Here is a 24,839-nt window from a genome sequence, read left to right on the forward strand (position 1 = left end):
CACCATGATCACCCCTGCCCTCGGCGTTTGTTACTATCCAGAACATTGGCCGGAGGCGTGGTGGGAAAGCGACGCGGCCCGCATGGCCGAGGTGGGCATCAAGTATGTCCGCATTGGCGAATTTGCGTGGTCCAAACTGGAGCCGACCCCGGGCGACTTGCAATTCGACTGGATTATCCGGTCGATGGACGTTCTGGGGCGGCACGGGCTCAAGGTGGTGTTTGGCACGCCCACCGCGACTCCACCGCGCTGGATGATCGACAAGCATCCAGACATGCTGGCGGTGGACGTCAACGGCAAGCGCCGCGGTTTTGGTTCGCGCCGCCACTATGATTTCTCCCATCTCGGTTACCGTGAGGAATGCGCGCGCATCACCCAACTGCTGGCGGACGCCGTGGGTGACCATCCGGCGCTGGGCGGATGGCAGACCGACAACGAATATGGCTGCCACGACACGACCTATTCCTATTCGCCTGCGGCGCAGGCGGGTTTCCAGCACTGGCTGTCCGAGAAGTACGGTACGATTGACGCGCTGAACCACGCTTGGGGCAATGTGTTCTGGTCGATGGAGTACAACCGCTTCGATCAGGTCGAGCTGCCGAACCTGTTGGTGACGGAAGCGGCGCCCGCTCAGGCACTCGACTTCAGGCGCTATTCGTCCGATCAGGTCGCGGCCTTCAACAAGATGCAGTACGACATTCTCAAAGCCAAGCGGCCCGACCTGCCGGTGATCCATAACTTCATGGGGCGCTATACCGACTTCGACCACTATGACGTGGCCGAAACGCTCGACGTGGCAAGTTGGGACTCCTATCCGATTGGGTTCCTGGCGATCAGCGATGAGCCGGACGAGGTCAAGCGACAGTATATGCGGCAGGGCGAACCCGATCTGCAGGCCTTCCACCACGATCTCTACCGCGCCGTCGGACATGGTCGCATTTGGATCATGGAGCAGCAGCCGGGCCCGGTGAATTGGGCGCAGTACAATCCCGACCCCCTGCCCGGCATGGCGCGGCTGTGGGCCTGGGAAGCCTTCGCGCATGGCGCCGAAGTCGTGTCCTACTTTCGGTGGCGGCAGGCCCCGTTTGCGCAGGAGCAGATGCATGCAGGCCTGCTTCGCCCCGATAGCGAGCCTGCGCCCGCCTATCATGAGGCCATGCAGGTCGCCGAGGAACTCAAGTCGACGGGCATTGCCGGTAATGCCAGCAAAGGCCGCGTTGCGCTGGTCTACGACTATGAGAGCGAGTGGGCCTGGCAGATCCAGCCACAGGCCAAGGGCTATACGCACGGCGCGCATGTTCGGGCGCTTTATGCCGCTTTCCGCAAGCATGGCGTCGACATCGACATCCTGCCGCCGAGCGCGAAGAGCTTTGTGGGCTACGACATTGTGGCCATCACCTCGTTGTTCACCTGGAATGACGATCTGCGCACTGCCATTACCGAGTTTGATGGTCACGTACTGATCGGGCCGCGCTCGGGCTCTAAGGATGAGAACTTCGCCATTCCGGCGGCGTTGGCACCCAGCTTGCCGAGCAATCTGCTCGATGTGAAGGTGATGCGTGTCGACAGCAGCGATCCGAACGTCGAAGTGGAAGTTCGTGGCGGCGGCGGCGCGGTCCGGCATTGGCGCGAGCGCATTGAGACCAAGGCTAAGGTCATCATAGAGGACGTCGAGGGGTGGCCTGTGCTGGTTTCGCAGGGCAAGCTCTACTACCAGGCGGCGAGCGGTAACAAAGCGCTTACGCAACGCGTGGCGGATTACCTCATCGCAGAGGTGGACCTGCCGACCGTCAATCTGCCCGCCGGCGTGCGGTGTCGGACGCGCGATGGTTTCCGTATCTATGTGAACTATGGCGCCGGGAACGCGACTTTGACGCCAGCAGCCGACGAGGTTGGCTATGCGCTGGGCGGCGTCGATATGCCCGCTGCGGGGGTCACCGTGGCGCGACTCGCCAAGGGCGCGTGATATTGGGAACGGCGGTGCGGATATCAAACCGCGCCGCCGTCTCGTTCCAGCGCAGCCACTGAACGCCACCAATTGCGAGATCTTCGGCTGAGATGATCTGGCCGCCGATACAAGCCTTGGGCACGCGCATGCGGGCTATCAGCAAGTCGTGGCGGCCGCAGTCTTCGGCGAACGCCGCGGCGTTGCGCACGACTTCGATTGAATAGGCCCCCAGGTCAGCGACACAGCCGAGGCTATCGCAGCGGGCATTGGGCAGCATGGCGCCGATGTCTTCCTGATAATGCTGGCTCCAGACTTCGACGGCAAAGCTGCCCGCCTTACCAGTGAGAAGCGCCATACCGTCGTCGCCACGCACGGCAATCGCCTGCGTGGTGTCGGCGATGAGGACGTCAGGTCGCTGATCGAGGCCGAGCAGCAGGACCAACGGGAGCGCCAGCACGGGCCCCGCCATGCGCCACCAGTTTTTGAGGAAAGCGAACCAGGCTAGGGCGAGCAACCCGATGACGAGGGCCCAGCCGTTGAGCAGTGGGTTGCCGGTCAATCCCTCGCTCCACCTGGCGACGAGTTCGGCACCGTCGACCAGACGATCAATGCCCCATCCCATGATCGCAACGAATGGGTACTCAACGCCGAACGGCATGGCCAACACGGACAGCACGGCGAACGGCATGATGACAAGGCTGACGACGGGCAGCACGAGCACGTTGCCGATGACGCCTAGCGGCGCGGTTTGCTGGAAGTGATAGGCCGAGAACAACAGCGTGGCGGTGCCAGCGATAAAGCTGGTCAGTGCGGTCGCCGAGACGGTGTGCCCCAGGCGCAGCAGACGTCCGCGCTCTCCGACCATCGGACGGCGCGGCATTTCGTAGATGCCGATCAGTGCGACCACGGCAGCGAAGGATAGCTGGAAGCTGGCGCGAAAGACGCTGGCTGGATCGATCAAGATGATAGCTATCGCCGAGATTGCGACATTGCGCATGGTGAGCGCGCGCCGTCCGGCCAGAACAGCGCCGAAGATCAGTGCGAGCACCAAGGTGGAGCGTACGGCGGGAACGTTGGCGAGCCCACCGGCGAGCAGGAGGTATCCGAAGGCAGTGAGGATACCGCCAAGTGCGGCGAGCTTTTTGATCGGCCAGCGCGTCGATGTGAATGGGAGCGCCGCCATCGCCAACCGAAGCAGCCAGAACACGCCGCCAGCGACGATCGACAGGTGAAGCCCCGAGATCGAGTAGATATGGGCAAGGCCAGACTCGGCCATAACGCGGCGCGTTTCGTCGGTGATGCCACTTTGATCGCCGACGACCATGGCGCGTCCAATCGCGGCGGACGCGCCGGTGAGCACCGCATCCAGGCGCGCGCCGATGGCCATGCGCAGCGTTTCGACGGCACGGGTCGCATCCAGCTCCTGTCCGTGGGAGACGAGGGAGAATTCGCTGGTGACATTGCCGTAGGCACCAATGCCCGCGAAATAGGCGTGGAACTGACCATCGAAGGCCCCCGGGAGGACAGGCCCCGGCACCGGCGCCAGACGGAACTTGCCAGTGATGATATCGCCGGGTGCCAGCGGCGGCGCAGGTGGCACGACGAGCCGGGCGCGCATAATGGTAACCGGCCGGCTACCACTTATGGGCATGATATTGGAGACGATAACGCGGCGATCCGCTGGCGTGGCGGAGAGAATTTCGTCGGCCCGCACTTCGTAGCTGCCATAGACGGTGGAGCTAAGCATTGGCGTTCCGAAGAACATGCCATGAATTGGCATCAGGCAGACACCGCCCCAGAAGGCCACGGCGAGCGCAACGACGGGCAGGTTTGGTGACCTCCATGCGAGTACGGTGACGATGACCAGAACAATGGCAAAGACCAGCAGTGCTGCGGCCTCTGGCTCGAACGGCAGTTGCACGTAAGCGATGAGCCCGAGGATCATCGCGAAGGGCAGTAGATTGAACAGTCGTCGCGTTGCCAGGGCGTCGGCTACGCTCGCGGCGAACCGACTCGGGATGGAGGTTTTGGCGATCTGCCGGCCGATTGGGCGCATAGAAACAGGCAAACGCGCGGGCCGGTCAATGACGCGACCCGGGCTCTCGGCCCGGTCAAGAGTCTGTGCCCCCCGCACCCGCCAGCCCCCCGCCCTTGCGCTCGTGCCCCTCTATGGTACACACGGCACCGAAACTGTCCAAGAATTCCGGTCTCATGTCCCAGGTTGTTACCCGCTTCGCCCCATCTCCCACCGGCTACCTGCACATTGGCGGTGCCCGCACCGCCCTGTTCAGCTGGGCCTATGCTCAAAGCAAAGGCGGCAAGATGCTGCTGCGCATCGAAGACACCGATCGGGAGCGTTCCACGGAAGCTGCCGTGGTGGCTCTGGTTGATGGCCTGAAATGGCTGGGTCTGGATTGGGACGGCGAGCCGATCAGCCAGTTTGGCCGCGCCGCGCGCCATGCTGAGGTCGCGCACGAGCTGGTGAAGCTTGGCCATGCGTACTATTGCTATTGCTCACCCGCCGAACTGGATCAGATGCGTGAAGAGGCTCGCGCTGCCGGTAAGCCGCCGCGTTACAATGGCTATTGGCGCGACCGCGACCCGAGCGAAGCGCCAGAAGGCATTGCGCCAGTGGTCCGTATCAAGGCGCCGCTGACTGGCGATATCGTGGTCGATGACCATGTGCAGGGCAAGGTTGTGTTTAAAACCGAGAACCTCGATGACTTCATCATCCTGCGTTCCGACGGCACGCCGACCTACATGCACGCCGTGGTGGTGGATGATCACGATATGGGCGTCACCCACATCATCCGTGGCGACGACCACCTGACCAATGCCGCGCGCCAGATCGTGATCTACAATGCGATGGGCTGGACTGTGCCAGAGATGGCGCACATTCCCCTGATTCACGGCCCAGATGGCGCCAAGCTCTCCAAGCGCCACGGCGCACTGGGCGTCGAAGCCTACCGCCAGATGGGCTATCTGCCGGAAGCGCTGCGCAACTATCTCGCGCGCCTTGGCTGGAGCCATGGCGATGACGAAATCTTCTCGACCGAGCAGATGGTCGAGTGGTTCTCGCTGGAAGGTCTGAACAAGGGCGCAGCGCGCTTCGACTTCGTCAAGCTCGAGAACATCAACGGCCACTACATCCGCGAATCCAAGCCTGAGTATCTCTATGAGATCATGCTGTCGACGGCAGCTGAAGTCGGCCGTATTGCTGATGTCGAAGGTCTCACCGCCAACAAGGCAACGGCGCTGTCCGCCCTGCCCGAGCTGCAGCCACGCGCCAAGACGATTCTGGAGCTCATTGACCTGGCGCAGTTCATCTACGCGTCACGTCCGATTGCTATCGATGCGGCCGCGTCCGCGCTGCTGACAACAGAGACTCGCGCTGTGCTCGGCGATATGGCCGAAGTGCTGCGTGGCCTGAATGAATGGTCGGTTCCGGCCATCGACGCTGCGATGCGCACCCTGGCAGAAGCCAAGGGACTCAAGCTCGGAAAACTGGCTCAGCCATTGCGCGCCGCACTGACTGGGCGCACGGTTTCACCGGGTATTTTCGAAGTGATGGTGCTGATTGGCCGGGACGAAAGCATGGCACGTCTGGAGGATCAAATCAGCGCTGTCTAGTGCTATTAGGAGGGTAAGCCTTGCTTACCCAATGATGGCTCGGGCAGGATCAAACTGATACCTGTCCGGGCAATCGAGACTATCAAGTTTGAGGCCTCACCCGACAGGACTTCCTTCCTTGTTGGGCACGGGGTTATCGAGGAGAGCTAAATGACCGACAAAGTCGCCAAACTCGTCATCGGGGACCAGACCCACGAATTTCCATTGCTGTCGGGCACTGTGGGCCCGGATGTCATCGACATCCGAACGCTCTACGCCAAGACGGGCATGTTCACCTACGACCCCGGCTTCACCTCTACGGCCGCTTGCGATAGCGCCATCACCTATATCGACGGCGACAAGGGCGAATTGCTCTATCGCGGTTACCCCATCGAACAACTATCCGAAAGCAGCAGCTACACCGAAGTCTGCTATCTGCTGCTCTACGGCGAACTGCCGACCAAGGCGCAGCTGGACGAATTCAACGAGCTGGTGACGCGTCACACCATGGTGCATGAGCAGATGCACTATTTCTATCGCGGCTTCCGTCGCGACGCGCACCCAATGGCCATCATGACCGGCGTTGTCGGCGCCATGGCTGCCTTCTACCACGACTCCACCGACATCACCGATCCGCAGCAGCGCGAAATCGCGTCGATCCGCATGATCGCCAAGATGCCGACGATTGCCGCGATGGCGTATAAGTACTCGGTCGGCCAGCCGTTCGTGTACCCACGCAACGATCTCGATTACGCGTCGAACTTCCTGCACATGTGCTTCTCGGTGCCTGCAGAGAACTACAAGGTGAACCCCACGATCGCTAAGGCGATGGACCTCATCTTCACCCTGCATGCCGACCACGAACAGAACGCATCGACCTCAACCGTTCGCCTCGCTGGCTCGTCCGACGCCAACCCATTTGCGTGTATCGCTGCCGGCGTTGCCTGCCTGTGGGGTCCTGCCCACGGCGGCGCAAACGAAGCCGCGCTCAACATGCTCAAGCAGATCGGCACCGTTGACCGTATCCCCGAGTTCATCGCCCGTGCGAAGGACAAGAGCGATCCGTTCAAGCTGATGGGCTTTGGTCACCGCGTTTACAAGAACTTCGACCCCCGCGCGACCGTGATGCAGAAGACTGCCAAGGAGGTCCTCGACCTTCTGGGCGTGCACAACAACCCAACGCTGCAGGTTGCTCAGGAGCTCGAGAAGATCGCGCTCGAAGATCCATACTTCATCGAGCGCAAGCTCTATCCAAACGTGGACTTCTATTCGGGCATCATCCTCGAGGCTATCGGCTTCCCGACATCGATGTTCACCGTTCTGTTCTCGGTCGCCCGTACCGTTGGCTGGATCAGCCAGTGGAAGGAAATGATCGCCGATCCACAGAAGAAGATCGGTCGCCCACGTCAGTTGTACGATGGATCGCCTGCGCGCGATTACGAGCCAGTCAGCGCCCGCTGATTGTGCCAATGGGCAAGGATCCGGTCCGCCGGGTCCTGCCGGGGGAAAGCGGCCTCGCCGTTTTCCATGAGTTCGGAAAGCTCGCCAAAGGACGCAATCTGCGTCTGGCGGGCTTTTTTGTTGTCCAACAGTTCGCGGACAGCAGCAACGAGGACAGCCACATCACCCTGAGCCTGGACGAATTCAGGCACTGCCGCGCGGCCCAGAATGATGTTGGGCAGGGAGACGGCAGGACGACCGATCTTGTCGTAGACGTCGGCCTGATGGCGATCCATGACATAGCTGACGACCATAGGAACTTGTGCCAGACCCAGCTCAAGCGTGACTGTGCCCGACACTGCCAGGGCAACTGCGGCCGTGTCATAGAGGCCTGCTCGCTCCGCGCGGTCGGCAACAACACTCACCGGCACACCCCAAGCCGCGACCTCGCCCTCGATCCGCGCCTTCAGCGCCGATAGTGTGGGAATGGCAATGCCGTCTAAGGCGGGATGGTCGGCCAGGGCTTCCGCGACCTGACGGAAGATGGGCATGTGGCGACGCAGCTCACCATCTCGACTGCCCGGCAACAGCACTAACGGGCCCCGCTCGACCGCGTCGCGCCTCTGTCGCTCCCCAAGCGCCGGGTGCCCAACATAAGTGGTCGGCGGCCCGGCAAGCTTTTCCATGAAGGCGGGCTCCAGCGGGAGCACCGCCAAAACTTCGTCGAACAGCGGGCGCAACTTGGCAGCGCGCTCGGGCGCACGTGCCCAGACCGACGGCGCAACATAGAGGATCATTTGTCCCTTGTAACGCAGCTGCTTCAACCGCCGCGCGAGCAGGCGCGAAAAATCCTGCGCATCGACCAAAACGACGATGTCGGGGTTGGCTTTGCGAATGGCGCGGGCGGTCTGTTCAATGCGCCAGAGCAGCAGCGGCAGACGTAGCAGAACGTCGGTGACACCCATCACCGCGAGATCGCTCATGGGAAACAGCGAACGCAGGCCTTGGCGGGCCAGCTCATCGCCACCGACGCCGATAAAAGCCAGCGGCACTCGCTGCTTCAGGCGGGCGACGAGATCGGCGGCGATACGGTCGCCTGATGGTTCACCAGCAAGGATGAAGAGCTTGAGGCGATCGGCCATGCCAATGGCAGCATCGTCGAGCTGAGACATTACTCGTTCGAATGACCGTTGCGCGGCAGCAAGATCGGACGATCAGACGCTGCGGCAATGAAGGCCACCACGTCCTGCACAAGGGCATCGCCCTTGAACATGACAGCGGCATCTTCAACACGCTCGCGCAACGTGCCTTCGCTGGCAAAAATCGAGCGATAGGCGGCACGCAGGCGGTGAATTTCTTCGCGATCAAACTTGCGGCGCTTGAGGCCGACAAGATTGAGGCCACTCAGCGAGGCGCGATTCCCCACGGCCATGCCGTAAGGAATAACGTCACCATCGACCATTGAGTGCGCGCCGATGAAGGCATGGGCGCCAATGCGCGTGAACTGGTGAACGACGCTGGTGCCGCCGAAAATGACGTTATCGCCAATCTGGCAGTGACCAGCGATGCCAACATAATTGGCCATGATCACATTGTTGCCGATGATCGCGTCGTGAGCGACATGCGCACTCGCCATGATCAGGCAGTCATTGCCGATCTTGGTCAGCATGCCGCCGTTCTCGGTGCCGGGATTAATGGTCACCGACTCGCGAATTGTGCAACGCTCACCGATTTCCAGGCGCGAGTTTTCGCCATGGAACTTCAGATCCTGAGGCTCATTGCCAACAGACGCAAATGGGAAGATGCGCGTCCCTGCCCCAACGACGGTATTGCCGTCGATGGAGACATGGGAAATCAGCTCGACATTATCACCGAGGACGACCTTGTCACCGACGATGCAAAAAGGGCCAATTTTGACGCCCTTGCCAAGCTGCGCATGGGCACTGACGATGGCAGTCGGGTGAACGACTGCATCACTCACTGTTCGGCCTCGACAATCATTGCGGTGATCTCGGCTTCAGCGATAACCGTGCCGTCCACAATAGCCTTCGCCTCGTAGCGGCCGACGTTGCGGCGGCGCTGGATCTTGGCAATGTGGAACTCGATAACGTCGCCTGGGCCAGCCGGCTTACGGAACTTGGCCTTGTCGACGCCGAGCATGAGAACGATGTTTTTCTTGCCGCCGCCGGAGTCATGCTTGATCACGATGGCGCCGGCCGTCTGGGCCATGCCTTCGATGATCAGAACGCCCGGGAAAATCGGGTTCTCAGGAAAATGGCCCTGAAAGATCGGCTCGTTGAACGTGACGTTCTTGATGCCAACCGCGGTTTCGTCGCCATTGATCTTGATGATCTTGTCGATCATCAGGAACGGATAGCGATGCGGTAGGCTGACGAGGATTTCGGCAATGTTCATCGCCGTGAGCTCGGTGCTCAGTGGTGCGGTGTCGTTCATCCCCTCTTGTCCCCTTTAGTAAGCTTACGCATTGCGGCGATTTCCCGCCAAAAATCTCTGATATCCTGCGCCGGAGCACCGGCGAGTTTTGAGCCCTCGGGCCAGTTCTTTGTCACCGCCGCGCGGCCATGGACCACTGACCCAGACCCGATGGTCAGGTGCCCAGAGGTCCCTACCCCGCCGCCCAGCAAAACGCCATCGCCGAGTATGGTTGATCCCGACAAACCGCTCATAGCGGCTATAAGGCAGTTGCGACCGATGCGGCAATTGTGACCGATCTGCACAAGGTTGTCGATCTTGGTGCCGTCGCCAATGACCGTATCGCCAAGGGCGCCGCGGTCGATCGTGCTATTGGCGCCAACCTCAACGCGGTCCTGGATCAGCACACGCCCAAGCTGGGGCACCTTGCGGTTGGAGGTGCCGAAATCGAGCCAGCCGAACCCCTCGGTGCCGATGCGGACGCCGGAGTGGATAACAACGTCGTTCCCGATATGGGTACAATGGATGGTGGTATTCGCCCCGATCACGGCATTACGGCCGATCGTGACCCCAGCCCCGATGACGGTATTGGGACCAATGATGGTGCCGCGGCCAATTTCGACGCCCGAGCCGATGACAACATTGGCGCCGAGCACCACATCCCGCTCGATCAATGGCTCGCCCAGATCCTCCCGGCTGTCAGCCAGAATGCTGCGCGTGCTGGACGGGTACAGGTAGTCGAGAATATCGGCAAAGAGCTGGTGAGGTTTGTCGCTGACGATGGCGAGGGTGCCAGCAGGCACCTCTTCACGAAGCGCCTGGGAAACAATGACGGCGCCCGCGACAGTGCCGCGGAGCTCTTCAGTGTAACTTGTGTGCGAAGCCAAGGCCAATTCGCTGGGATTTGCCAGATCGAGATCGGTCACCCCGGAGATGACCAAATCAGGATCAGAAAGCTGAGGCAGCAGATCGCCGCGTCCAAGCGCGCTGAGAATGGCACTGATGGCGGCGGGGCCGGCAAACCGATGAAAACGTGTGTCGACCATGATGTCACTTAAAAGCATTGAGCCGCGGCGCTACCGCCCCGCGGCTCAATGAACTGTTTCTCGCTTTGTCGACTAGAGCAGTGTCTGGATCGACAGCTGGAAGACCTGAGTACGGTCATCCGTTGACTTATTAAGCACGTGAGCGAAATCGCCACGCAGTGGACCAAACGGCGAGTCCCAGATCAGCGAAGCGCCGATCGACGTACGCCATGGCTGGTCGTTGCTGGTCGCTTCAGCAGCAACCGGACCAAGCGAGCCCACTGGCAGGTTGTCACCGCTAATCCAGCCAGCATCAGCCCAGATCGCGCCGCTCAAACCGTAGTTCTCGGGCAGAACTGGAATTGGGAACTGGATTTCAGCCGAGACACCCGCATAGAGCGTGCCGCCAAGCGACTCGCCGCTGCTCAGACGCGGACCGTAACCACGCCCCTGGAAGCCGCGCACGAGCTGCGAACCCGGATTGAAGGCTTCGATCGCATGCACGCCATTGTCATCAAGGCTATTGATGATGCCGGCCTGGCCGCGAACGCTTGCCACGATGCCCGTATCCGGGATCAGCGGCATGAAGTAACGGCCACGCGCTTCAGTCTTCAGCAGGTTGAAGTCCCAGCCGATATACTGCTGCGTAAAGGTTGCGTAGAGACCTTCGGTCGGCTTCTTGGCGTTGTCCAGGCTGTTCCAGGTGAGGCTGTAACCAACAAATGCCTTGTTGAACTCCTGACCGTTCGAAACCAAACCAGACTTCGGACCTTCTTCGTCCTTGATGACCTTGTGCTCGACGCCACCAAAAACGCTAGCCGTCAGATCGCTGGTCAGCGGGACGCCGAAGCGAAGCTGACCGCCGGTTGCCTGCGAACCATAGAAGCTCGTGTCGGTCTCATCGTTGATGCGGTGATACGCGTCGACGCCAGCCGAGACCTTGAGGCCCATGAAACGAGGCTCGGTCAGGGAGAAGTCGAAGGTACGACCCGACTGCGAGGCGCCGATAGCAGCACGCAGATACTGGCCACGACCGAGGAAGTTACGCTCAGTGAGCGAGACTTCGCCGAGGATGCCATCAGCGGTCGAATAACCGGCCGTTGCACCATATTCACCCGTCGACGTTTCCGTGACGTTGATGTTGATGACGATCTTGTCAGCCGACGAGCCTGGACCCGTGGTGATTTCGACAGCCGAGAAATAGCCCAGACCATCGATGTTCTTGCGACCACGGACGACGAGTGCACGGTTGAAGGGGTCGCCTTCAGCGAACTCCAGCTCACGACGGATCACGAAATCGCGGGTCTTGACGTTGCCGGTGATGTTCACGCGCTCGACGTAAACGCGAGCACCTTCGTCAACCAGATAGGTGACCTTGAACTTGCCGTTCGTAACGTCGCGATCGAGACGCGCACGGACTTCGGCGAAGGAGTAACCCTGCGTCGCCGCCTCGTACGACATGTTCTCGATGGTCGACTGCAGATCGCTCAGCGAGTAATTGCGGCCGTCGCCGGTCTTCACCGTACCCTTGAGCACATTGGTATTCAGACCAGGAATGCTGGTTTCAATGCCAACATCAGCAAACTGGTACTTCTGACCTTCATTGATCGTGAAGTTGATGAAGTACGCATTCTTGGTGGCATCGAACTCACTGACCGAAGTCACCTGCGCATCGGGATAGCCACGGTTTGCGTAGTAGAGGCGAATGCGCTCGCGATCGACGGCGAGCTTCTGTTCGTCGTAAGCGTCGTCCTTGAGCAGCCAGCTCAGGATACCGGATTCCTTGGTCAACAGGGTACCCTTGAGGTTACCCGAGTTAATTGCGTTGTTACCGGTGAAATTGATTGCAGCGATGCCGACGCGGTTGCCTTCGTTGACGACGAAGATCACGCGGACACGACCATCGGTCGTCGCCTCGGTGCGGGTCGTTACCGTAACGGCGCGGAAGCCATCACGATCATACGCCTGACGGATGCTCTCAACGTCAGCAGCGAGACGCTGCGACGTGACGACACCGGACGCCGAAACGTCAACCATGGCGAGAAGCTGGGAATCCGAGAAGCGACGATTGCCTTCGAACAGGACGGAGCCAACGAGCTGCTCCTGAGCCTGAACGGTGGCAACACCAACAAGCGGAAGGCCGGGGGCTGCGATTGTCGCCGCGCCCATGATTGCCAGCGCCAGTGCAGACCCGCGCTTCAGCTTAGTGGGGTGGTTCATATTGTCATTGCCTTCTACGACCATGCCCGAGAATCGCCATGCATAGCGCTACCCCAAGCTAACTCCATTGCACCGTTTTACCGTCTTTTTAACCAACGGCAAGGCGGAAGCCCCGACGCAGTTAGCAAATGATTGGTGCACTTGCATTCCTGCAACACCTTGCAAACCAAGGTTAACCAAAGCTTACCGAAGTATGCCGAAGTGTTGAAAGATAGTGTCATTGAAGAGCGTGAACACCATCAAGGACAGGACGAGGGCGAATCCGACACGGAAACCCATTTCCTGAACCTTCATGCTGAGCGGACGCCCCCTGACAGCTTCAATGAGATAGTACAACAGATGGCCGCCGTCGAGCATCGGAACCGGCAAAAGGTTGAATATCCCGATATTTAAGGACAGCAACGCTGTCAGATTTATCAGGGCGATAATGCCCAGTGTGGCCACCTGCCCCGAAACCTTGGCAACCTTGACCGGCCCACCCAGCTGCTCCACATCGCCCTTGCCGACAAAAAAGTCGCCGAGAAACGCGACAGTGCGCTGAACGATGAAGCGGATTTCATCAAACGTCATGCCGATCGCTTCGACCGGACCAGGACGATAGACCGACAGATCGTCGATGCTGACGTCACGGCTCACACCAATGCGGCCAATGCGCTGCTTGTTGCCAAACCGGTCTTCAAATTCAGTGACCTCAGGGGTCAAATCCAAAGACTTCTCGATACCAGAGCGATCGAGAACAATGGTGACCTGGCGGTCAGGACTCGTTGAGACGTAGCGCTGAAAATCCTCAAACCCGCGAACGGGATAGCCATCGACCGACACAATGACGTCGCCCGACTCAAGACCGGCGGCTTCAGCCACCGACCCGACGATCACGTCTCCAATCACGGGAGGGATCGTCTCACGGCCGTAGCCCAGCAACAGGGCATAGAGGATCACAAACGTCAGGATCACGTTCGCCAAAGGGCCCGCGATTACGACCGCGATGCGCTGCCAGACGTTTTTGTTCACGAACAGGCGCGGCGCCAATTCCGGATCGGCATTCGCGATCACCTCATCGTCGGCACCACCGGCAGGGTTCATGTCACCGACAAAGCGCACATAACCGCCTAGTGGAATCGCCGAAAGGCGCCAGCGCGTGCCGTGCTTGTCATTCCAGCCAACGAGCTCCCGGCCAAAACCGATTGAAAAGGTCTGGATGGCAATGCCATTCCAGCGGGCCACCAGATAGTGCCCCATCTCGTGCACGAACACGATGACGGTCAAAACCGCCAGAAACGGCACGACGTAAGACAGCAGCCAATAGACGAAATCGAACATGGTTTTCCTTCTATGGCGCCCGGCGAGCCGTCGCCCTAGGCGTTACCAGTAAAGCAGACCGGCGGCCACAGAACCAAAGCCGGCGTGCAGAGCGCCGACCAGCAGCACCAGCAACACGCCAAATGTGAGGCTATCGAGGCGATCCATCAGGCCGCCATGGCCGGGGATGATATCGCCGCTATCCTTGATGCGGAAATGGCGCTTGATCGCGCTCTCTCCAAGGTCACCCAGCTGCCCAAGCACGCTGATCGACGCGGAGAGCACAAGGCCAATCCACCATGGCGAGTCGGTGGCGATGATCCAGACGACGAGCCCTGCCCCCGTGCCAAGCGCCAGTCCGCCGAGCGCGCCAGACCAGGTCTTGGATGGGGAAATATCGGGCGCAAGCTTCTCACCGCCGATCTGCCGACCAGTGAAGAAGGCCGCCGAGTCGGTCATCCACACAACTGTGCCCAGATAGATCCCGGCCCAGACGCCAATGATGGTGTCGCCGCGCATGGCGAGAGCCGCCACAATGATGGCGCCATAAATGACGAGGCCCATCACCCGCCACCACCTGCCCTCGCCGCCCAAGCCGACAGCTATGGCACAGGCAACAGCGATGACGCTGACCGTACCACCGGGCCCAACCAGTGGATAAACCAAGCCGGAAAGACCAACCAGGCCAATCAGGACCATGCCTGCGGGTGTGAGCGGCGCGCGAGAGACCATCGTCTCCCACTCGCGATAGGCGCCGGCGAAGACCGCCCCAACGACGAGCGCGAAGAAGTAGCCGCCGATGTAGAGCGCGGACGCCGTCAATGCGATCAGCACGAATGCCGAGATGAGACGCGGCCCCAAATCGGACCACAGGCGGCGAGGATTGCGGGCAGACTCTGGTGCGGATTCGCCCGGATCGCTCAAGATGATGCCTCTATCCCGCCAAATCGGCGATCTCGAAGCGCGAAGGCTTCCAGGACACGTACAAAACTGTTCTCATCGAAGTCGGGCCAGTTCTCGTCGACAAACACGAACTCGGAGTAAGCCGCCTGCCACAGCAGGAAATTGGAAATGCGCTGCTCACCGCTGGTGCGGATGATGAGATCGGGATCTGGCAGTCCAGCGGTGTAAAGCGCGGCCTCGATGGTGTCTTCGGTGATGGCGTCTGGCGACAAACGGCCGGCGGCCACTTCGCGTGCTATCTTGCGGGTGGCTTCAGCGATTTCGGCCTTGCCGCCATAGTTGAACGCGACGACCAGAACGAGCCCGGTGTTCGCCGCCGTTTTAGCCTCAACATCGTCGATCAGGCGAACCAATGAAGGCTCCAGCCCGTCGCGCGTGCCGATGATGCGCACCTGCACGTTGTTGCTAATCAGACGTTGAAGGTCTGAAATAACAAACCGGCGCAGCAGATTAAAGATGAAGGCAATCTCGTCGCGCGGGCGGGTCCAGTTCTCGGAGGAGAAGCTGAACACCGTCAGGTGCCCTACGCCATAATTGATGCAGAGCTCAACAAGATTGCGGAGAGCTTTGACACCCTCGATATGGCCTTCGGTGCGACGCTTGTTGCGCGCCTTCGCCCAACGACCATTGCCGTCCATGATAACGCCAAGGTGCGCCGGAATACGCAAACGCGGGCGCTGCGCAAGATCGGCTGTGATGACGCTATCGATGGACATCTACGCCCTCCTGGCGCAGTTGGCGGCAGGTTAAACCTGCATGATTTCCGCTTCTTTAGCGACCAGGACCTGATCGATCTCAGCGACAGCAGCATCGGTTGCCTTCTGCACGAGGTCCGACTGCACGCGCGCATCGTCCTGTGACAAATCACTATCCTTCTCAGCCTTCTTGAGCGCGTCCATGCCGTCGCGACGGATATGACGCACAGCAACACGGGCTGCCTCGGCATAGTTGTGGGCAACCTTGGCCAGTTCCTTGCGGCGCTGCTCGTTCAGCTCGGGCAGCGGAACGCGGATGATCTGACCTTCGCCCATCGGGTTGAGGCCGAGACCGCTGTCACGGATCGCCTTTTCGACGGCGTTAGACATGCCACGATCCCAAACCTGCACGCTGAGCATGCGTGGCTCCGGAACAGTCACCGTTGCAACTTGGTTGAGCGGCATACGGCTGCCATAGGCTTCCACGGTCACCGGCTCAAGCAGGCTGGCGCTGGCACGGCCCGTGCGCAAACCGCTCAGTTCGTCCTTGAGAGACGCGATGGTCTTCTGCATACGGGTTTTGAGATCAGCGAGATCGTAGCCTGAGGCCATGGGTGAAATATCCTTCTAGTCTAGACTGGCTTGCCGACACGGGTTGAACGTGACGTGCCGGACAATACGCCAGCAAGTCCTGCTTCGTCGTTAAGCGCATATACGATAATGGGCATGGAATTGTCACGGGCAAGAGCAAATGCCGCTGTATCCATAACGCGGAGGTTCTTTCCAATGACTTCGTCATAACTGACGGTGTCATATCGGATTGCATTCGGATTGGTCATCGGATCGTCCGAATAAACGCCATCCACCTTGGTACCCTTGAGGACAACGTCACACTCAAGCTCGATCGCGCGAAGCGTGGACGCAGTATCGGTGGTGAAGAACGGATTGCCGATGCCACCGCCCAGCACAACCACATAACCGTCTTCAAGCGCAGCCTTCGCAGCGCGAGCGGTAAATGTGTCAGCCACGGATGGCATGGTGACGGCGCTGAACGCCATGGACTTGGCGCCCTGGCGGTTGATGGCGTTGCTCAGCGCAAGCGCGTTGATCATGGTGCCGAGCATACCCATAAGATCAGCAGTGACGCGGTCGGTGCCATCTGCAGCGCCGGCCATGCCGCGGAAAATGTTGCCACCACCAACGACGATCGCAACCTGCACCCCAGCTTTGGCTGCATCGGCAATCTGCTTGGCGATACCATGCAAAAATGGGGGTTCGATACCGAAGGAATTGTCACCTGCGAGCGCTTCGCCCGATACTTTGAGGAGAATGCGTTTATAGGCAGGCGCCATGGGCGATCCCCTCAATCTAAAAAATATGGTGGGGTACCGAATCCGGCAGTACCCGCGCGACACTAAGCAATAGCGCCCCCTAGGGGAAGCGCCTGCCTCAGGTCAATGAAACAGTAAGGCTGGGTTTTGCGCTCAATCCCCGGCCAAAAAATGGCCGCTGGGAGAACGGCGAATGGGCCCATGGGCCCACCCGCAATTGGCAGGGTGAATTACTTCACGCCAGCAGTGGCAGCAACTTCGGCTGCGAAGTCGGTCTCGACCTTCTCAATACCTTCGCCCAGTGCATAACGCACGAACTTGGTCAGCTTGATCGGGGCGCCAACATCCTTCTCGGCATTCTTGAGAACGTCGGCCACGCGCGTTTCGCCATCGACAACGAACACCTGCGACAGCAGCGTGACGTCTTCGAAGTACTTGCGCATACGGCCTTCGACCATCTTTTCAGCGATCTCGGCGGATTTGCCCGATTCCTTGACCTGCTCAAGAATGATGGCGCGCTCGCGAGCCACCACTTCCTGGTCCAGTTCGTCAGGAGCAATTGCCTGCGGCTGAGCTGCAGCAATGTGCATGGCCAGCTGCTTGCCGAGAGCGGACAGAGCAGCCTTGTCACCGGTCGACTCGAGAGCGACCAGGATGCCGATCTTGCCAAGACCTGGCTTGACGGCGTTGTGCACGTAGCTTTCGACCACGCCATCGCTGACCGAAACGGTCTGCGCGCGGCGCAGGTTCATGTTCTCGCCGATCTTGGAGATCGCTTCAGTCAGTTCAGCCGAAACCGAGTGACCAGCGCCTGGGAACGGCATTTCGCCGAGCTTGGCAACATCGCCGTCAGCATCAAGACCGAGCTTGGCAACAGCCGAGACAATGCCCTGGAACTGCTCGTTGCGCGCAACGAAGTCGGTTTCCGAGTTCACTTCAACGACAGCAGCCTTGGTGCCGGCAGTGGCAACGCCAACCAGACCTTCAGCAGCGACGCGGTCAGCCTTCTTGGCAGCCTTGGCGAGACCGCGAGTACGCAGCCAATCGATCGCCGATTCAATGTCGCCATTGGTTTCAGCAAGAGCCTTCTTGCAGTCCATCATGCCAACGCCGGTGGAGTCGCGCAGCTGCTTGACCAGGCTTGCAGTAATTTCAACCATGATAATACCTTTCGGCGGCCCCTGTTGTCGGGGCCGCATGGTTCAGATCAGAACAAAATTCGGACAAGCCGAACTTAGTTGGCGGCTGCTTCGTCAGCAGGCAGATCTTCAGCCGGCGCACGATCGGAAGCACCGAGGTCAGCACCGAGAGCCGACGACGAACGACCGATGCCGTCGATGGCAGCCTTCGAGATCAGCGAGACATAGAGCTCGAGAGCGCGCGAAGCGTCGTCGTTGCCGGGGATTGGGTAATCAACGGTGTCAGGATCACAGTTGGTGTCGACGATCGCCACAACTGGGATACCCAGGCGACGAGCTTCCTTGATCGCATTGGCTTCTTTGTTCGTGTCGATCACGAACAGGAGCGATGGCAGGTTGCCCATGTCCTTGATACCGCCGAGGTCGCGCTCCAGACGCTCCTGCTCACGGGACATCATCAGGCGTTCCTTCTTCGTGCGCAGAGCGAGATCGTCTTCGCTCATGGCTTCGAGTTCGCGCAGGCGCGAGATCGAGTTCGAAATGGTCTGCCAGTTGGTCAGCGTACCGCCGAGCCAGCGGGAGTTCACATAATACTGAGCGGACTGCTTGGCTGCATCAGCAACCAGAGGAGCAGCCTGGCGCTTGGTGCCAACGAACAGAACGCGGCCGCCGTCAGCAACGGTGTCGGACACGAGCTGCAGAGCGCGGCTCAGAGCTGGAACGGTCTGGCTCAGGTCGAGGATGTGAATGTCGTTGCGAACGCCGAAAATGTAGCGCTCCATCTTTGGGTTCCAGCGGTGCTTCTGGTGACCAAAGTGAACGCCTGCTTCGAGCAGTTGACGCATAGAGAAATCGGGCAGTGCCATGATGGCTGCTCCTTGTTTACCGGTTGATGCCTCCACGAAACACTGCGACGGTTGCCCGCCACCGGATGGTTTTCCGAAGACCGGAAAGCCTGCTTCGTGTGTGAAATCGCGCTGACTCGCAGTCAAACGCAGGGGCGATATAGGTGAAGACGCAGGGGAAGGCAAGGCAAACCGACCGACTTTGCCGGGATTCATCGCCAGCCCGTTGGTGAGCCCCTATTGGCCCTCTGCCTCCAGTGTTGGTGGCCCAGACCACCCCTAACGCAACGTCTAGGAACGCTCCAAGGAGTCACCGTAACCCGGCAGCCCATATTGTCGCTGCGCAAACGCCGCGAACTCCTCGACATGACCTAGGACTAGTTGAACCGCACGTCCGTGACACCCTCCAGGGCCTTGATGCCCCCTGCAACTTCGGCGGTGAGGCGGTAACTGCCCGGCAGCGCGATCTCGTACTCTCTCGCCCCTTCATCCCGGATGACCACGAAGCTGACCTTACCCTCCCCGCCCCGCTTGAGTTGAGCATTGATGGGGCCGAGCGCCTTGACGTCCCCTGCAAACACCGTGAGGCGGCGCTCGATGGTGTCTTCGATGCCCTCCATAGCCTTCGCGCCACCAAGGCGAAGACTGACACCTTCAGCACGTTCTTCGGCCGCCACTTCCAGAATGACGGACTTCCCCGGCAACAGGAACGCCCCATAAAGAGCGATCTGTTCAGAGAATGCGACGACCTCGAAACTGCCCGTCTGATCGGACAACGTCAGGATCATCATCGGCGTGCCTTTTTTGGTGCGCCTGTCCTGGCGACCGCTGATGGTGCCGGCCAGTCGTCCGGCGCCCGCACCATCCTTCACAGCACGTTCAAAGTCCGCCCAACGCTGCACGCGCAGCTTCTCGAACATATCCGCGTAGGCATCGAGCGGATGCGCAGACAGATGAAAGCCGATGGCCGACAGTTCACGGTCGGCGCGTTCGGTGGTTGTCCATGCAGGAACACCAGCTGGCAGGCGCAGCGCCTCGGGCTCGCCCGAGTCGAACATGTTCCACTGGCCTTCATTGCGCTCGGCCGTCAGCGACTGGGCCATGCCCATGACGGTTTCGATGGCAGCAAAAGCCACCTCGCGGCGCGGCACGAGCGAGTCGAACGCACCGGCATTGACAAGCGTCTCCAACGTGCGCTTGGAGGCAACACGTGGGTCGACGCGACGCGCAAAGTCACCCAGATCCTTGAATGGCGTATTGCCGCGCACTTCAACGATGTGCTCCGCAACCTGGCGCCCGACGCCCTTGACGGCGCAAAGGCCATACAGAATGCGCTTGTCCTTGACCGAGAACACCACCTGCGAACTGTTCACACAAGGCGGCACGAGTTCGATCTTGTGGCGCTTGGCCTCGCTGCGGAACTCGGACAGCTTGTCGGTATTGCCCATATCCAGCGTCATCGACGCAGCGAGGAACTCGTGCGGGTGGTGAGCCTTCAGGTAACCAGTTTGATACGAGACCAGAGCGTAGGTCGCGGCGTGGCTCTTGTTGAAGCCGTAGTTCGCGAACTTGGCGAGCAGGTCGAAAATCGTGTCGGCGAGGCTTTGCTTCAGACCGTATTTCACAGCGCCTTCGCGGAAACGCTCGCGCTGCGCATCCATCTCGGCCTTGATCTTCTTACCCATGGCGCGGCGAAGCATATCAGCTTCGCCAAGGGAGTAGCCGGACAGCAGCTGGGCGATCTGCATCACCTGCTCCTGGTAGACGATAATGCCGTAGGTTTCGTCGAGCACCTTGGACAGGTCGGGGTGTGGATACTCCACCTCCTCGCGCCCGTGCTTACGGTCGTTGAACAGCGGGATATTGTCCATCGGACCCGGCCGATACAACGCCACGAGAGCGATAATGTCCTCGAAACGGTCGGGCTTCATATCCACAAGAGCACGACGCATGCCGGCGCCTTCTACCTGGAACACGCCGAAGGTGTCACCGCGGGCATAAAGCTCGTAAGTCGCTTTATCGTCGATCCTGATGTCTTCGATGCGGAACGAACCGCCATCGAGGTTCACCATGTTGACGGCATACTGAATGGTCGTGAGCGTCTTGAGGCCGAGGAAGTCGAACTTCACCAGGCCAGCCGCCTCGCTCCACTTCATATTGTATTGGCACACCGGCATATCCGAGCGCGGATCGCGGTAGAGCGGCGCCAGATCCTGCAACGGACGGTCGCCGATGATGATACCGGCGGCATGGGTCGAGGCGTGGCGGAACAAGCCTTCAAGGTTCTTTGCAATCGCCACCAGATCGGCAACGGTCTCGTCCTCGTCGACCATCTGTTTGAATTGCGGAATCTCGTTCATGGTCCGCTCGACCGACCAAGGGTCAGCCGGGTTTGCGGGTACCAGTTTGCAGAGACGATCCACCTGGCCATAAGGCATTTGCAGCACGCGGCCAACGTCACGCAGCACGGCGCGGGCCTGCAGCGTTCCGAAGGTGATGATCTGCGACACCTGCTCGAAGCCGTACTTCTGCTGCACGTAGCGGATCACCTCTTCGCGGCGATCCTGGCAGAAGTCGATATCAAAGTCGGGCATCGACACGCGTTCCGGATTGAGGAAGCGTTCGAACAGCAGATTGTAGGCAAGCGGATCGAGATCGGTAATCGTGGTCGCAAAGGCCACGAGCGAGCCGGCACCCGAACCACGACCGGGCCCCACTGGAATGCCCTGTGACTTGGACCAGCGGATAAAGTCAGCCACGATGAGGAAGTAGCCGGGGAACTTCATCGATTGGATGATGTTCAGCTCAAACTCAAGGCGATCCCAATAATCCTGCTCGGTCTTGCCCGGAGATGGTCCGGTGGCGGCAAGGCGCTCGCGGAGTCCAGACTCAGCCATGGCGCGCAGCGCGTCGGCTTCCGCAGCAACGGCTGCGTCTTCGCTCAGATCTGGCGCAGCGGCGAACTTTGGCAGAATGGGCTTGCGGGTGCGTGGGCGGTACGCAATGCGCTGGGCGATTTCGATGGTAGAGTCGAGCGCTTCAGGCAGGTCCGAAAAGAGCGCAGCCATTTCGGCGCGCGTCTTGAAATAATACTGGTCGTTGAGCTTGCGGCGTTCGGTCTGCGCCAACACGGTGCCGCCAGCAATGGCAAGCAGCGCGTCATGCGCTTCGAACTCCTTGGAGGACTTGAAGAATGGCTCGTTGGTCGCGACCAGCGGAATGCCTTTGCGGTAGGCATAATCGATGAGGCGCGGTTCGACGGCAGCTTCCTGAATACGACCATGGCGCTGCAGCTCGATATAGAGCCGGTCGCCAAACAGATCGGCCAGCCGATCGAGACGGCGGACGGCATTGGCGTCCTGCCCCTGGGCATATGCCATGTCGATGGCGCCTTCGGGTCCGCCGGTGAGGCAGATGATGCCCTCCAGCCCTTCCCGGCTGAGCCAGTCGAGCTGAGCGCGAGCAAGCCCGCCATCGCCTTCAAGATAGGCCCGCGACACCAGCCGCGAGAGATTACCAAAACCGGCTTCAGACTGCGCCATCAGCACGACGCTGGACTTCCCCGCCCAGGCGATCTGACCGCGTTCACTTACCCGTTCTTCGGTGGCCGCAAAGTCGATGGACAGCTCGACACCCGCCAGCGGCTGGATGCCTTTTTTGGAGGCTTTCTCGGAGAATTCGAGAGCACCGAACAGGTTGCCCGTGTCGGCAATGCCGAGGGCTGGTTGCTGGTCTCCACCGGCGAGCTTGAGAATCGTCTCAAGCTGCAATGCCCCCTCCAGCAAAGAATAAGCCGAATGGACGTGGAGATGGATAAAACCTGGACCGCTGCTCATGGGGGAACCTCTACCATCGACGCGGGGCAATCCTCAAATCACCGCTGCGCCAATCCACAGAAGGTCACACGAGTCGGGCCAGTACATCCATCCAGGTTAGCGACCCGATGGTGAAGGCGCCGAGGGTGACGAAGGCAGCGAAGTCCTTGACGAAAGTGAGCATCTGCATCTCCTGTGTTTCCGTAATGTTCTTATATGTTCCAGCTTTGTTCCTGTCCAGTGGGAGTAACGGGAACAGTGGGGATTGGGTTCAATTGGTTAGCAGACTGTTAGCAAATCATTTGACCGACCCCGACCCTTTGGGACCCACGCGAGCGCAAAATGCGGACGCATCGAGGAAGCGGTGCAAACTGGGCTTTGGTCAGATTGTGCTCGGCAAAACGGAACGCCATTGTCAGGCGGTTCAGGCACTCGCCTCAACGCATCAGGGACTAGGTTATGATCAAACACTTCTCGCTTGCACTGGCATCGGCCGTGCTGCTGACCAGCGCTGCCTTTGCAGACGCTACGGAAACAACGGTGACCTACACGGTCGATGGCGCCAAGGTCGTTGGCACGCTGTCAGTTCCAGAGGGCGCCCCTGCCCCTGTGGTTCTGCTGTTGCATGGTTTTGGCGGCTCGCGCGATGAGCTGGAAATCCCATCGGTCGGCAAAGGCATTTTCGCCTACACCGCCGAGAAGCTTGCCGACGCCGGCTATGCGAGCCTGCGCATCGACTTCCGTGGCGGCGGCGATAGCGACGGCAAGTTCGAGGACACCACCTATTCCGCCCAGATCGCGGATGGTCTCGGCGCGATTGATTTCCTCAAGGCTGACGCCAACGTCGATGGCAGCAAGATTGCCGTGATCGGCTGGAGTCAGGGCGGCCTGGTTGCTTCTGCTGTGTCGGGTCGTTCGGGCGTTCCGGTTGCGACGGCGCTGTGGGCTGCGGTCGGCGAGCCTGAAGTGACGTTCTCCAATCTGCTCGGCGCGGACAAGATCGCCGCTGGCCGCACCACGGGCGACACCCCGCTTGAGCTGCCGCTGCCATGGGGCTTCTCGCTCTATCTCAAGCAGGCCTATTTCGATGAGATCGCGACCACCAAGCCGCTGGAAGAAATCGCTGCCTTCAAGGGGCCACTGTTTGTGGCCGAAGGCACCAATGACGAAGTGATCGCGCTCGGCACCGGCGAGAAGTTCATCGCGGCCCATGAGGGTCCCGAAGAGCTGTTCATTCGCCCAATGGATCACAGCTTCAATGTGTTCACCGATACCGCAACGCTGGACGAGCTGGTTGCGTCGACGATTGCCTTCTTCAAGCCTTACCTCGCAGAGTAATCCCCGCTCCGTCTCCCCGGACTGCTCCGGGGAGACTTTCCTCTGCCGAGCCTGAGATTTGCACATGAAGACCACACCGCAACTGAGCCATGGCCTGCTGTTGACGGCAGCAGCTGGCTTTACCGACGTGATCGGCTTCATCGAGCTGAGTGGTCACTACATTTCATTCATGAGCGGAAACACCACGCAGCTGGGCGATGCTATTGGCACCGGCGACTGGTCGGGCATTCTGCTGCCCGCGCTATTGCTACTGCTGTTTTTTGTCGGCAGCGCGATCGGCGCCTATGTCGCGATTTTCACCGGACCAAGTTGGGCGGCCTGCGCGACGACTGGAGTGGTGCTGGTTTCGCTGATTGCCACACTGATCCTCGCCTATCTTGGCGCGGCGCCCGATCAATTCATGCTGGTGCTGGCGGCGGGTGCTGGCGCGCAGAACGCTATTCTGCCGGCGGCTGGGTCGGTTCGGCTTGGCATCACCTTCGTCACTGGAACGCTATTTGCGGCGGGGCAGGATTTCGCGCGGGCAACCCTTGGTCAGGCGCCGCGCTGGCGCTGGGCGCAGCATTTGCTGGTCTGGGCATCGCTGCTGTTTGGCGCCCTGCTGGGCACGTTGGCCTATGGCGCGCTCGGGATCGGTTCGCTCTTGGTTACGGCTGCACTCTATGCGGTGTTCGTCGTGGCGTTTCTGCGCGGCAAACCGGAAGATGTGATCAACTGAGCCCCGAATGGAGCCATGGGC

Annotated in this window: 19 protein-coding genes; 5 read left to right on the forward strand and 14 right to left on the reverse strand. The window is 60.2% G+C overall.

What is annotated here, in order from left to right:
* The first annotated feature begins 4 nt into the window (after positions 1–4).
* The gene (locus WH87_RS03655; protein ID WP_046138445.1) at positions 5–1,966 is read left to right on the forward strand and encodes a beta-galactosidase; all 1,962 of its coding nucleotides are present in this window, start codon (positions 5–7) and stop codon (positions 1,964–1,966) included.
* Here the strand turns inward: WH87_RS03655 and WH87_RS03660 are convergent.
* The gene (locus WH87_RS03660) at positions 1,935–4,004 is read right to left on the reverse strand and encodes a ComEC/Rec2 family competence protein (protein ID WP_046138444.1); all 2,070 of its coding nucleotides are present in this window, start codon (positions 4,002–4,004) and stop codon (positions 1,935–1,937) included. The genes WH87_RS03655 and WH87_RS03660 overlap by 32 nt on opposite strands.
* A gap of 155 nt (positions 4,005–4,159) precedes the next feature.
* Here WH87_RS03660 and gltX point away from each other — a divergent pair, with 155 nt between their 5' ends.
* A complete protein-coding gene (gene gltX, locus WH87_RS03665) occupies positions 4,160–5,578 on the forward strand; it encodes a glutamate--tRNA ligase (RefSeq protein ID WP_046138443.1) in 1,419 nt (472 codons plus the stop codon).
* A 150-nt stretch (positions 5,579–5,728) separates the two neighbouring features.
* The gene (gltA, locus tag WH87_RS03670; RefSeq protein WP_046138442.1) at positions 5,729–7,018 is read left to right on the forward strand and encodes a citrate synthase; all 1,290 of its coding nucleotides are present in this window, start codon (positions 5,729–5,731) and stop codon (positions 7,016–7,018) included.
* On the opposite strand, the gene WH87_RS03675 is transcribed toward gltA, so the two are convergent.
* The 13 genes from WH87_RS03675 to dnaE form a co-directional block, all read right to left on the reverse strand.
* The gene (locus tag WH87_RS03675; protein ID WP_052726332.1) at positions 6,994–8,169 is read right to left on the reverse strand and encodes a lipid-A-disaccharide synthase; all 1,176 of its coding nucleotides are present in this window, start codon (positions 8,167–8,169) and stop codon (positions 6,994–6,996) included. The genes gltA and WH87_RS03675 overlap by 25 nt on opposite strands.
* Positions 8,169–8,978: an acyl-ACP--UDP-N-acetylglucosamine O-acyltransferase gene (gene lpxA / locus WH87_RS03680; RefSeq protein ID WP_046138441.1), complete on the reverse strand. Its 810-nt coding sequence runs from the start codon at positions 8,976–8,978 to the stop codon at positions 8,169–8,171. Before lpxA ends, WH87_RS03675 begins: the two co-directional genes overlap by 1 nt.
* On the reverse strand, positions 8,975–9,451 hold the full coding sequence (gene fabZ / locus WH87_RS03685) for a 3-hydroxyacyl-ACP dehydratase FabZ (protein WP_046138440.1): 477 nt from the start codon (positions 9,449–9,451) through the stop codon (positions 8,975–8,977). The genes lpxA and fabZ overlap by 4 nt, the downstream gene beginning before the upstream one ends.
* Positions 9,448–10,476 (reverse strand): UDP-3-O-(3-hydroxymyristoyl)glucosamine N-acyltransferase, encoded by a 1,029-nt coding sequence (gene lpxD / locus WH87_RS03690; protein ID WP_046138439.1) that lies wholly within the window; start codon positions 10,474–10,476, stop codon positions 9,448–9,450. Before lpxD ends, fabZ begins: the two co-directional genes overlap by 4 nt.
* A gap of 72 nt (positions 10,477–10,548) precedes the next feature.
* Positions 10,549–12,675 (reverse strand): outer membrane protein assembly factor BamA, encoded by a 2,127-nt coding sequence (bamA, locus tag WH87_RS03695; RefSeq protein WP_197410720.1) that lies wholly within the window; start codon positions 12,673–12,675, stop codon positions 10,549–10,551.
* 183 nt (positions 12,676–12,858) lie between these two features.
* On the reverse strand, positions 12,859–13,995 hold the full coding sequence (rseP, locus tag WH87_RS03700) for an RIP metalloprotease RseP (protein WP_046138438.1): 1,137 nt from the start codon (positions 13,993–13,995) through the stop codon (positions 12,859–12,861).
* Between the two features lie 42 nt (positions 13,996–14,037).
* Positions 14,038–14,898: a phosphatidate cytidylyltransferase gene (locus WH87_RS03705; protein WP_052726330.1), complete on the reverse strand. Its 861-nt coding sequence runs from the start codon at positions 14,896–14,898 to the stop codon at positions 14,038–14,040.
* Positions 14,895–15,653 (reverse strand): isoprenyl transferase, encoded by a 759-nt coding sequence (locus WH87_RS03710; protein WP_046138437.1) that lies wholly within the window; start codon positions 15,651–15,653, stop codon positions 14,895–14,897. The genes WH87_RS03705 and WH87_RS03710 overlap by 4 nt, the downstream gene beginning before the upstream one ends.
* Positions 15,654–15,683: 30 nt before the next feature.
* Entirely contained in the window at positions 15,684–16,244 is a 561-nt protein-coding gene (frr, locus tag WH87_RS03715) for a ribosome recycling factor (RefSeq protein ID WP_046138436.1), read from the reverse strand.
* 20 nt (positions 16,245–16,264) lie between these two features.
* Complete coding sequence (gene pyrH / locus WH87_RS03720) at positions 16,265–16,984, reverse strand: UMP kinase (protein WP_046138435.1); 720 nt, start codon at positions 16,982–16,984, stop codon at positions 16,265–16,267.
* 209 nt (positions 16,985–17,193) lie between these two features.
* On the reverse strand, positions 17,194–18,123 hold the full coding sequence (gene tsf, locus WH87_RS03725; protein ID WP_046138434.1) for a translation elongation factor Ts: 930 nt from the start codon (positions 18,121–18,123) through the stop codon (positions 17,194–17,196).
* A gap of 74 nt (positions 18,124–18,197) precedes the next feature.
* Positions 18,198–18,968 carry a 30S ribosomal protein S2 gene (gene rpsB / locus WH87_RS03730; RefSeq protein WP_046138433.1) on the reverse strand — a complete coding sequence of 257 codons (771 nt, stop codon included), beginning with the start codon at positions 18,966–18,968 and terminating at the stop codon, positions 18,198–18,200.
* 356 nt (positions 18,969–19,324) lie between these two features.
* Positions 19,325–22,783, reverse strand: coding sequence for a DNA polymerase III subunit alpha (dnaE, locus tag WH87_RS03735; protein WP_046138432.1), 3,459 nt, complete (start codon positions 22,781–22,783; stop codon positions 19,325–19,327).
* 438 nt (positions 22,784–23,221) lie between these two features.
* Between dnaE and WH87_RS03740 the strand changes: the two genes are divergently transcribed.
* Both WH87_RS03740 and WH87_RS03745 read left to right on the forward strand, forming a co-directional pair.
* Entirely contained in the window at positions 23,222–24,100 is an 879-nt protein-coding gene (locus WH87_RS03740; protein ID WP_046138431.1) for an alpha/beta hydrolase family protein, read from the forward strand.
* Between the two features lie 64 nt (positions 24,101–24,164).
* A complete protein-coding gene (locus tag WH87_RS03745; RefSeq protein WP_046138430.1) occupies positions 24,165–24,818 on the forward strand; it encodes a YoaK family protein in 654 nt (217 codons plus the stop codon).
* Positions 24,819–24,839 lie beyond the last annotated feature (21 nt).

Source organism: Devosia epidermidihirudinis (assembly GCF_000971295.1).
In the GTDB taxonomy this organism is placed as follows: Bacteria; Pseudomonadota; Alphaproteobacteria; order Rhizobiales; family Devosiaceae; genus Devosia; species Devosia epidermidihirudinis.

What these genes read in the sequence shown, in the direction of transcription:
- rseP (WP_046138438.1), bottom strand. Translation starts at nt 13,995, where the DNA reads ATGTTCGATTTCGTCTATTGGCTGCTGTCTTACGTCGTGCCGTTTCTG.
- gltX (WP_046138443.1), top strand. Translation starts at nt 4,160, where the DNA reads ATGTCCCAGGTTGTTACCCGCTTCGCCCCATCTCCCACCGGCTACCTG.
- WH87_RS03675 (WP_052726332.1), bottom strand. Translation starts at nt 8,169, where the DNA reads ATGTCTCAGCTCGACGATGCTGCCATTGGCATGGCCGATCGCCTCAAG.
- lpxD (WP_046138439.1), bottom strand. Translation starts at nt 10,476, where the DNA reads ATGGTCGACACACGTTTTCATCGGTTTGCCGGCCCCGCCGCCATCAGT.
- rpsB (WP_046138433.1), bottom strand. Translation starts at nt 18,968, where the DNA reads ATGGCACTGCCCGATTTCTCTATGCGTCAACTGCTCGAAGCAGGCGTT.
- gltA (WP_046138442.1), top strand. Translation starts at nt 5,729, where the DNA reads ATGACCGACAAAGTCGCCAAACTCGTCATCGGGGACCAGACCCACGAA.
- WH87_RS03655 (WP_046138445.1), top strand. Translation starts at nt 5, where the DNA reads ATGATCACCCCTGCCCTCGGCGTTTGTTACTATCCAGAACATTGGCCG.
- pyrH (WP_046138435.1), bottom strand. Translation starts at nt 16,984, where the DNA reads ATGGCGCCTGCCTATAAACGCATTCTCCTCAAAGTATCGGGCGAAGCG.
- tsf (WP_046138434.1), bottom strand. Translation starts at nt 18,123, where the DNA reads ATGGTTGAAATTACTGCAAGCCTGGTCAAGCAGCTGCGCGACTCCACC.
- WH87_RS03710 (WP_046138437.1), bottom strand. Translation starts at nt 15,653, where the DNA reads ATGTCCATCGATAGCGTCATCACAGCCGATCTTGCGCAGCGCCCGCGT.
- dnaE (WP_046138432.1), bottom strand. Translation starts at nt 22,783, where the DNA reads ATGAGCAGCGGTCCAGGTTTTATCCATCTCCACGTCCATTCGGCTTAT.
- bamA (WP_197410720.1), bottom strand. Translation starts at nt 12,675, where the DNA reads ATGAACCACCCCACTAAGCTGAAGCGCGGGTCTGCACTGGCGCTGGCA.
- WH87_RS03745 (WP_046138430.1), top strand. Translation starts at nt 24,165, where the DNA reads ATGAAGACCACACCGCAACTGAGCCATGGCCTGCTGTTGACGGCAGCA.
- fabZ (WP_046138440.1), bottom strand. Translation starts at nt 9,451, where the DNA reads ATGAACGACACCGCACCACTGAGCACCGAGCTCACGGCGATGAACATT.
- frr (WP_046138436.1), bottom strand. Translation starts at nt 16,244, where the DNA reads ATGGCCTCAGGCTACGATCTCGCTGATCTCAAAACCCGTATGCAGAAG.
- WH87_RS03660 (WP_046138444.1), bottom strand. Translation starts at nt 4,004, where the DNA reads ATGCGCCCAATCGGCCGGCAGATCGCCAAAACCTCCATCCCGAGTCGG.
- WH87_RS03740 (WP_046138431.1), top strand. Translation starts at nt 23,222, where the DNA reads ATGATCAAACACTTCTCGCTTGCACTGGCATCGGCCGTGCTGCTGACC.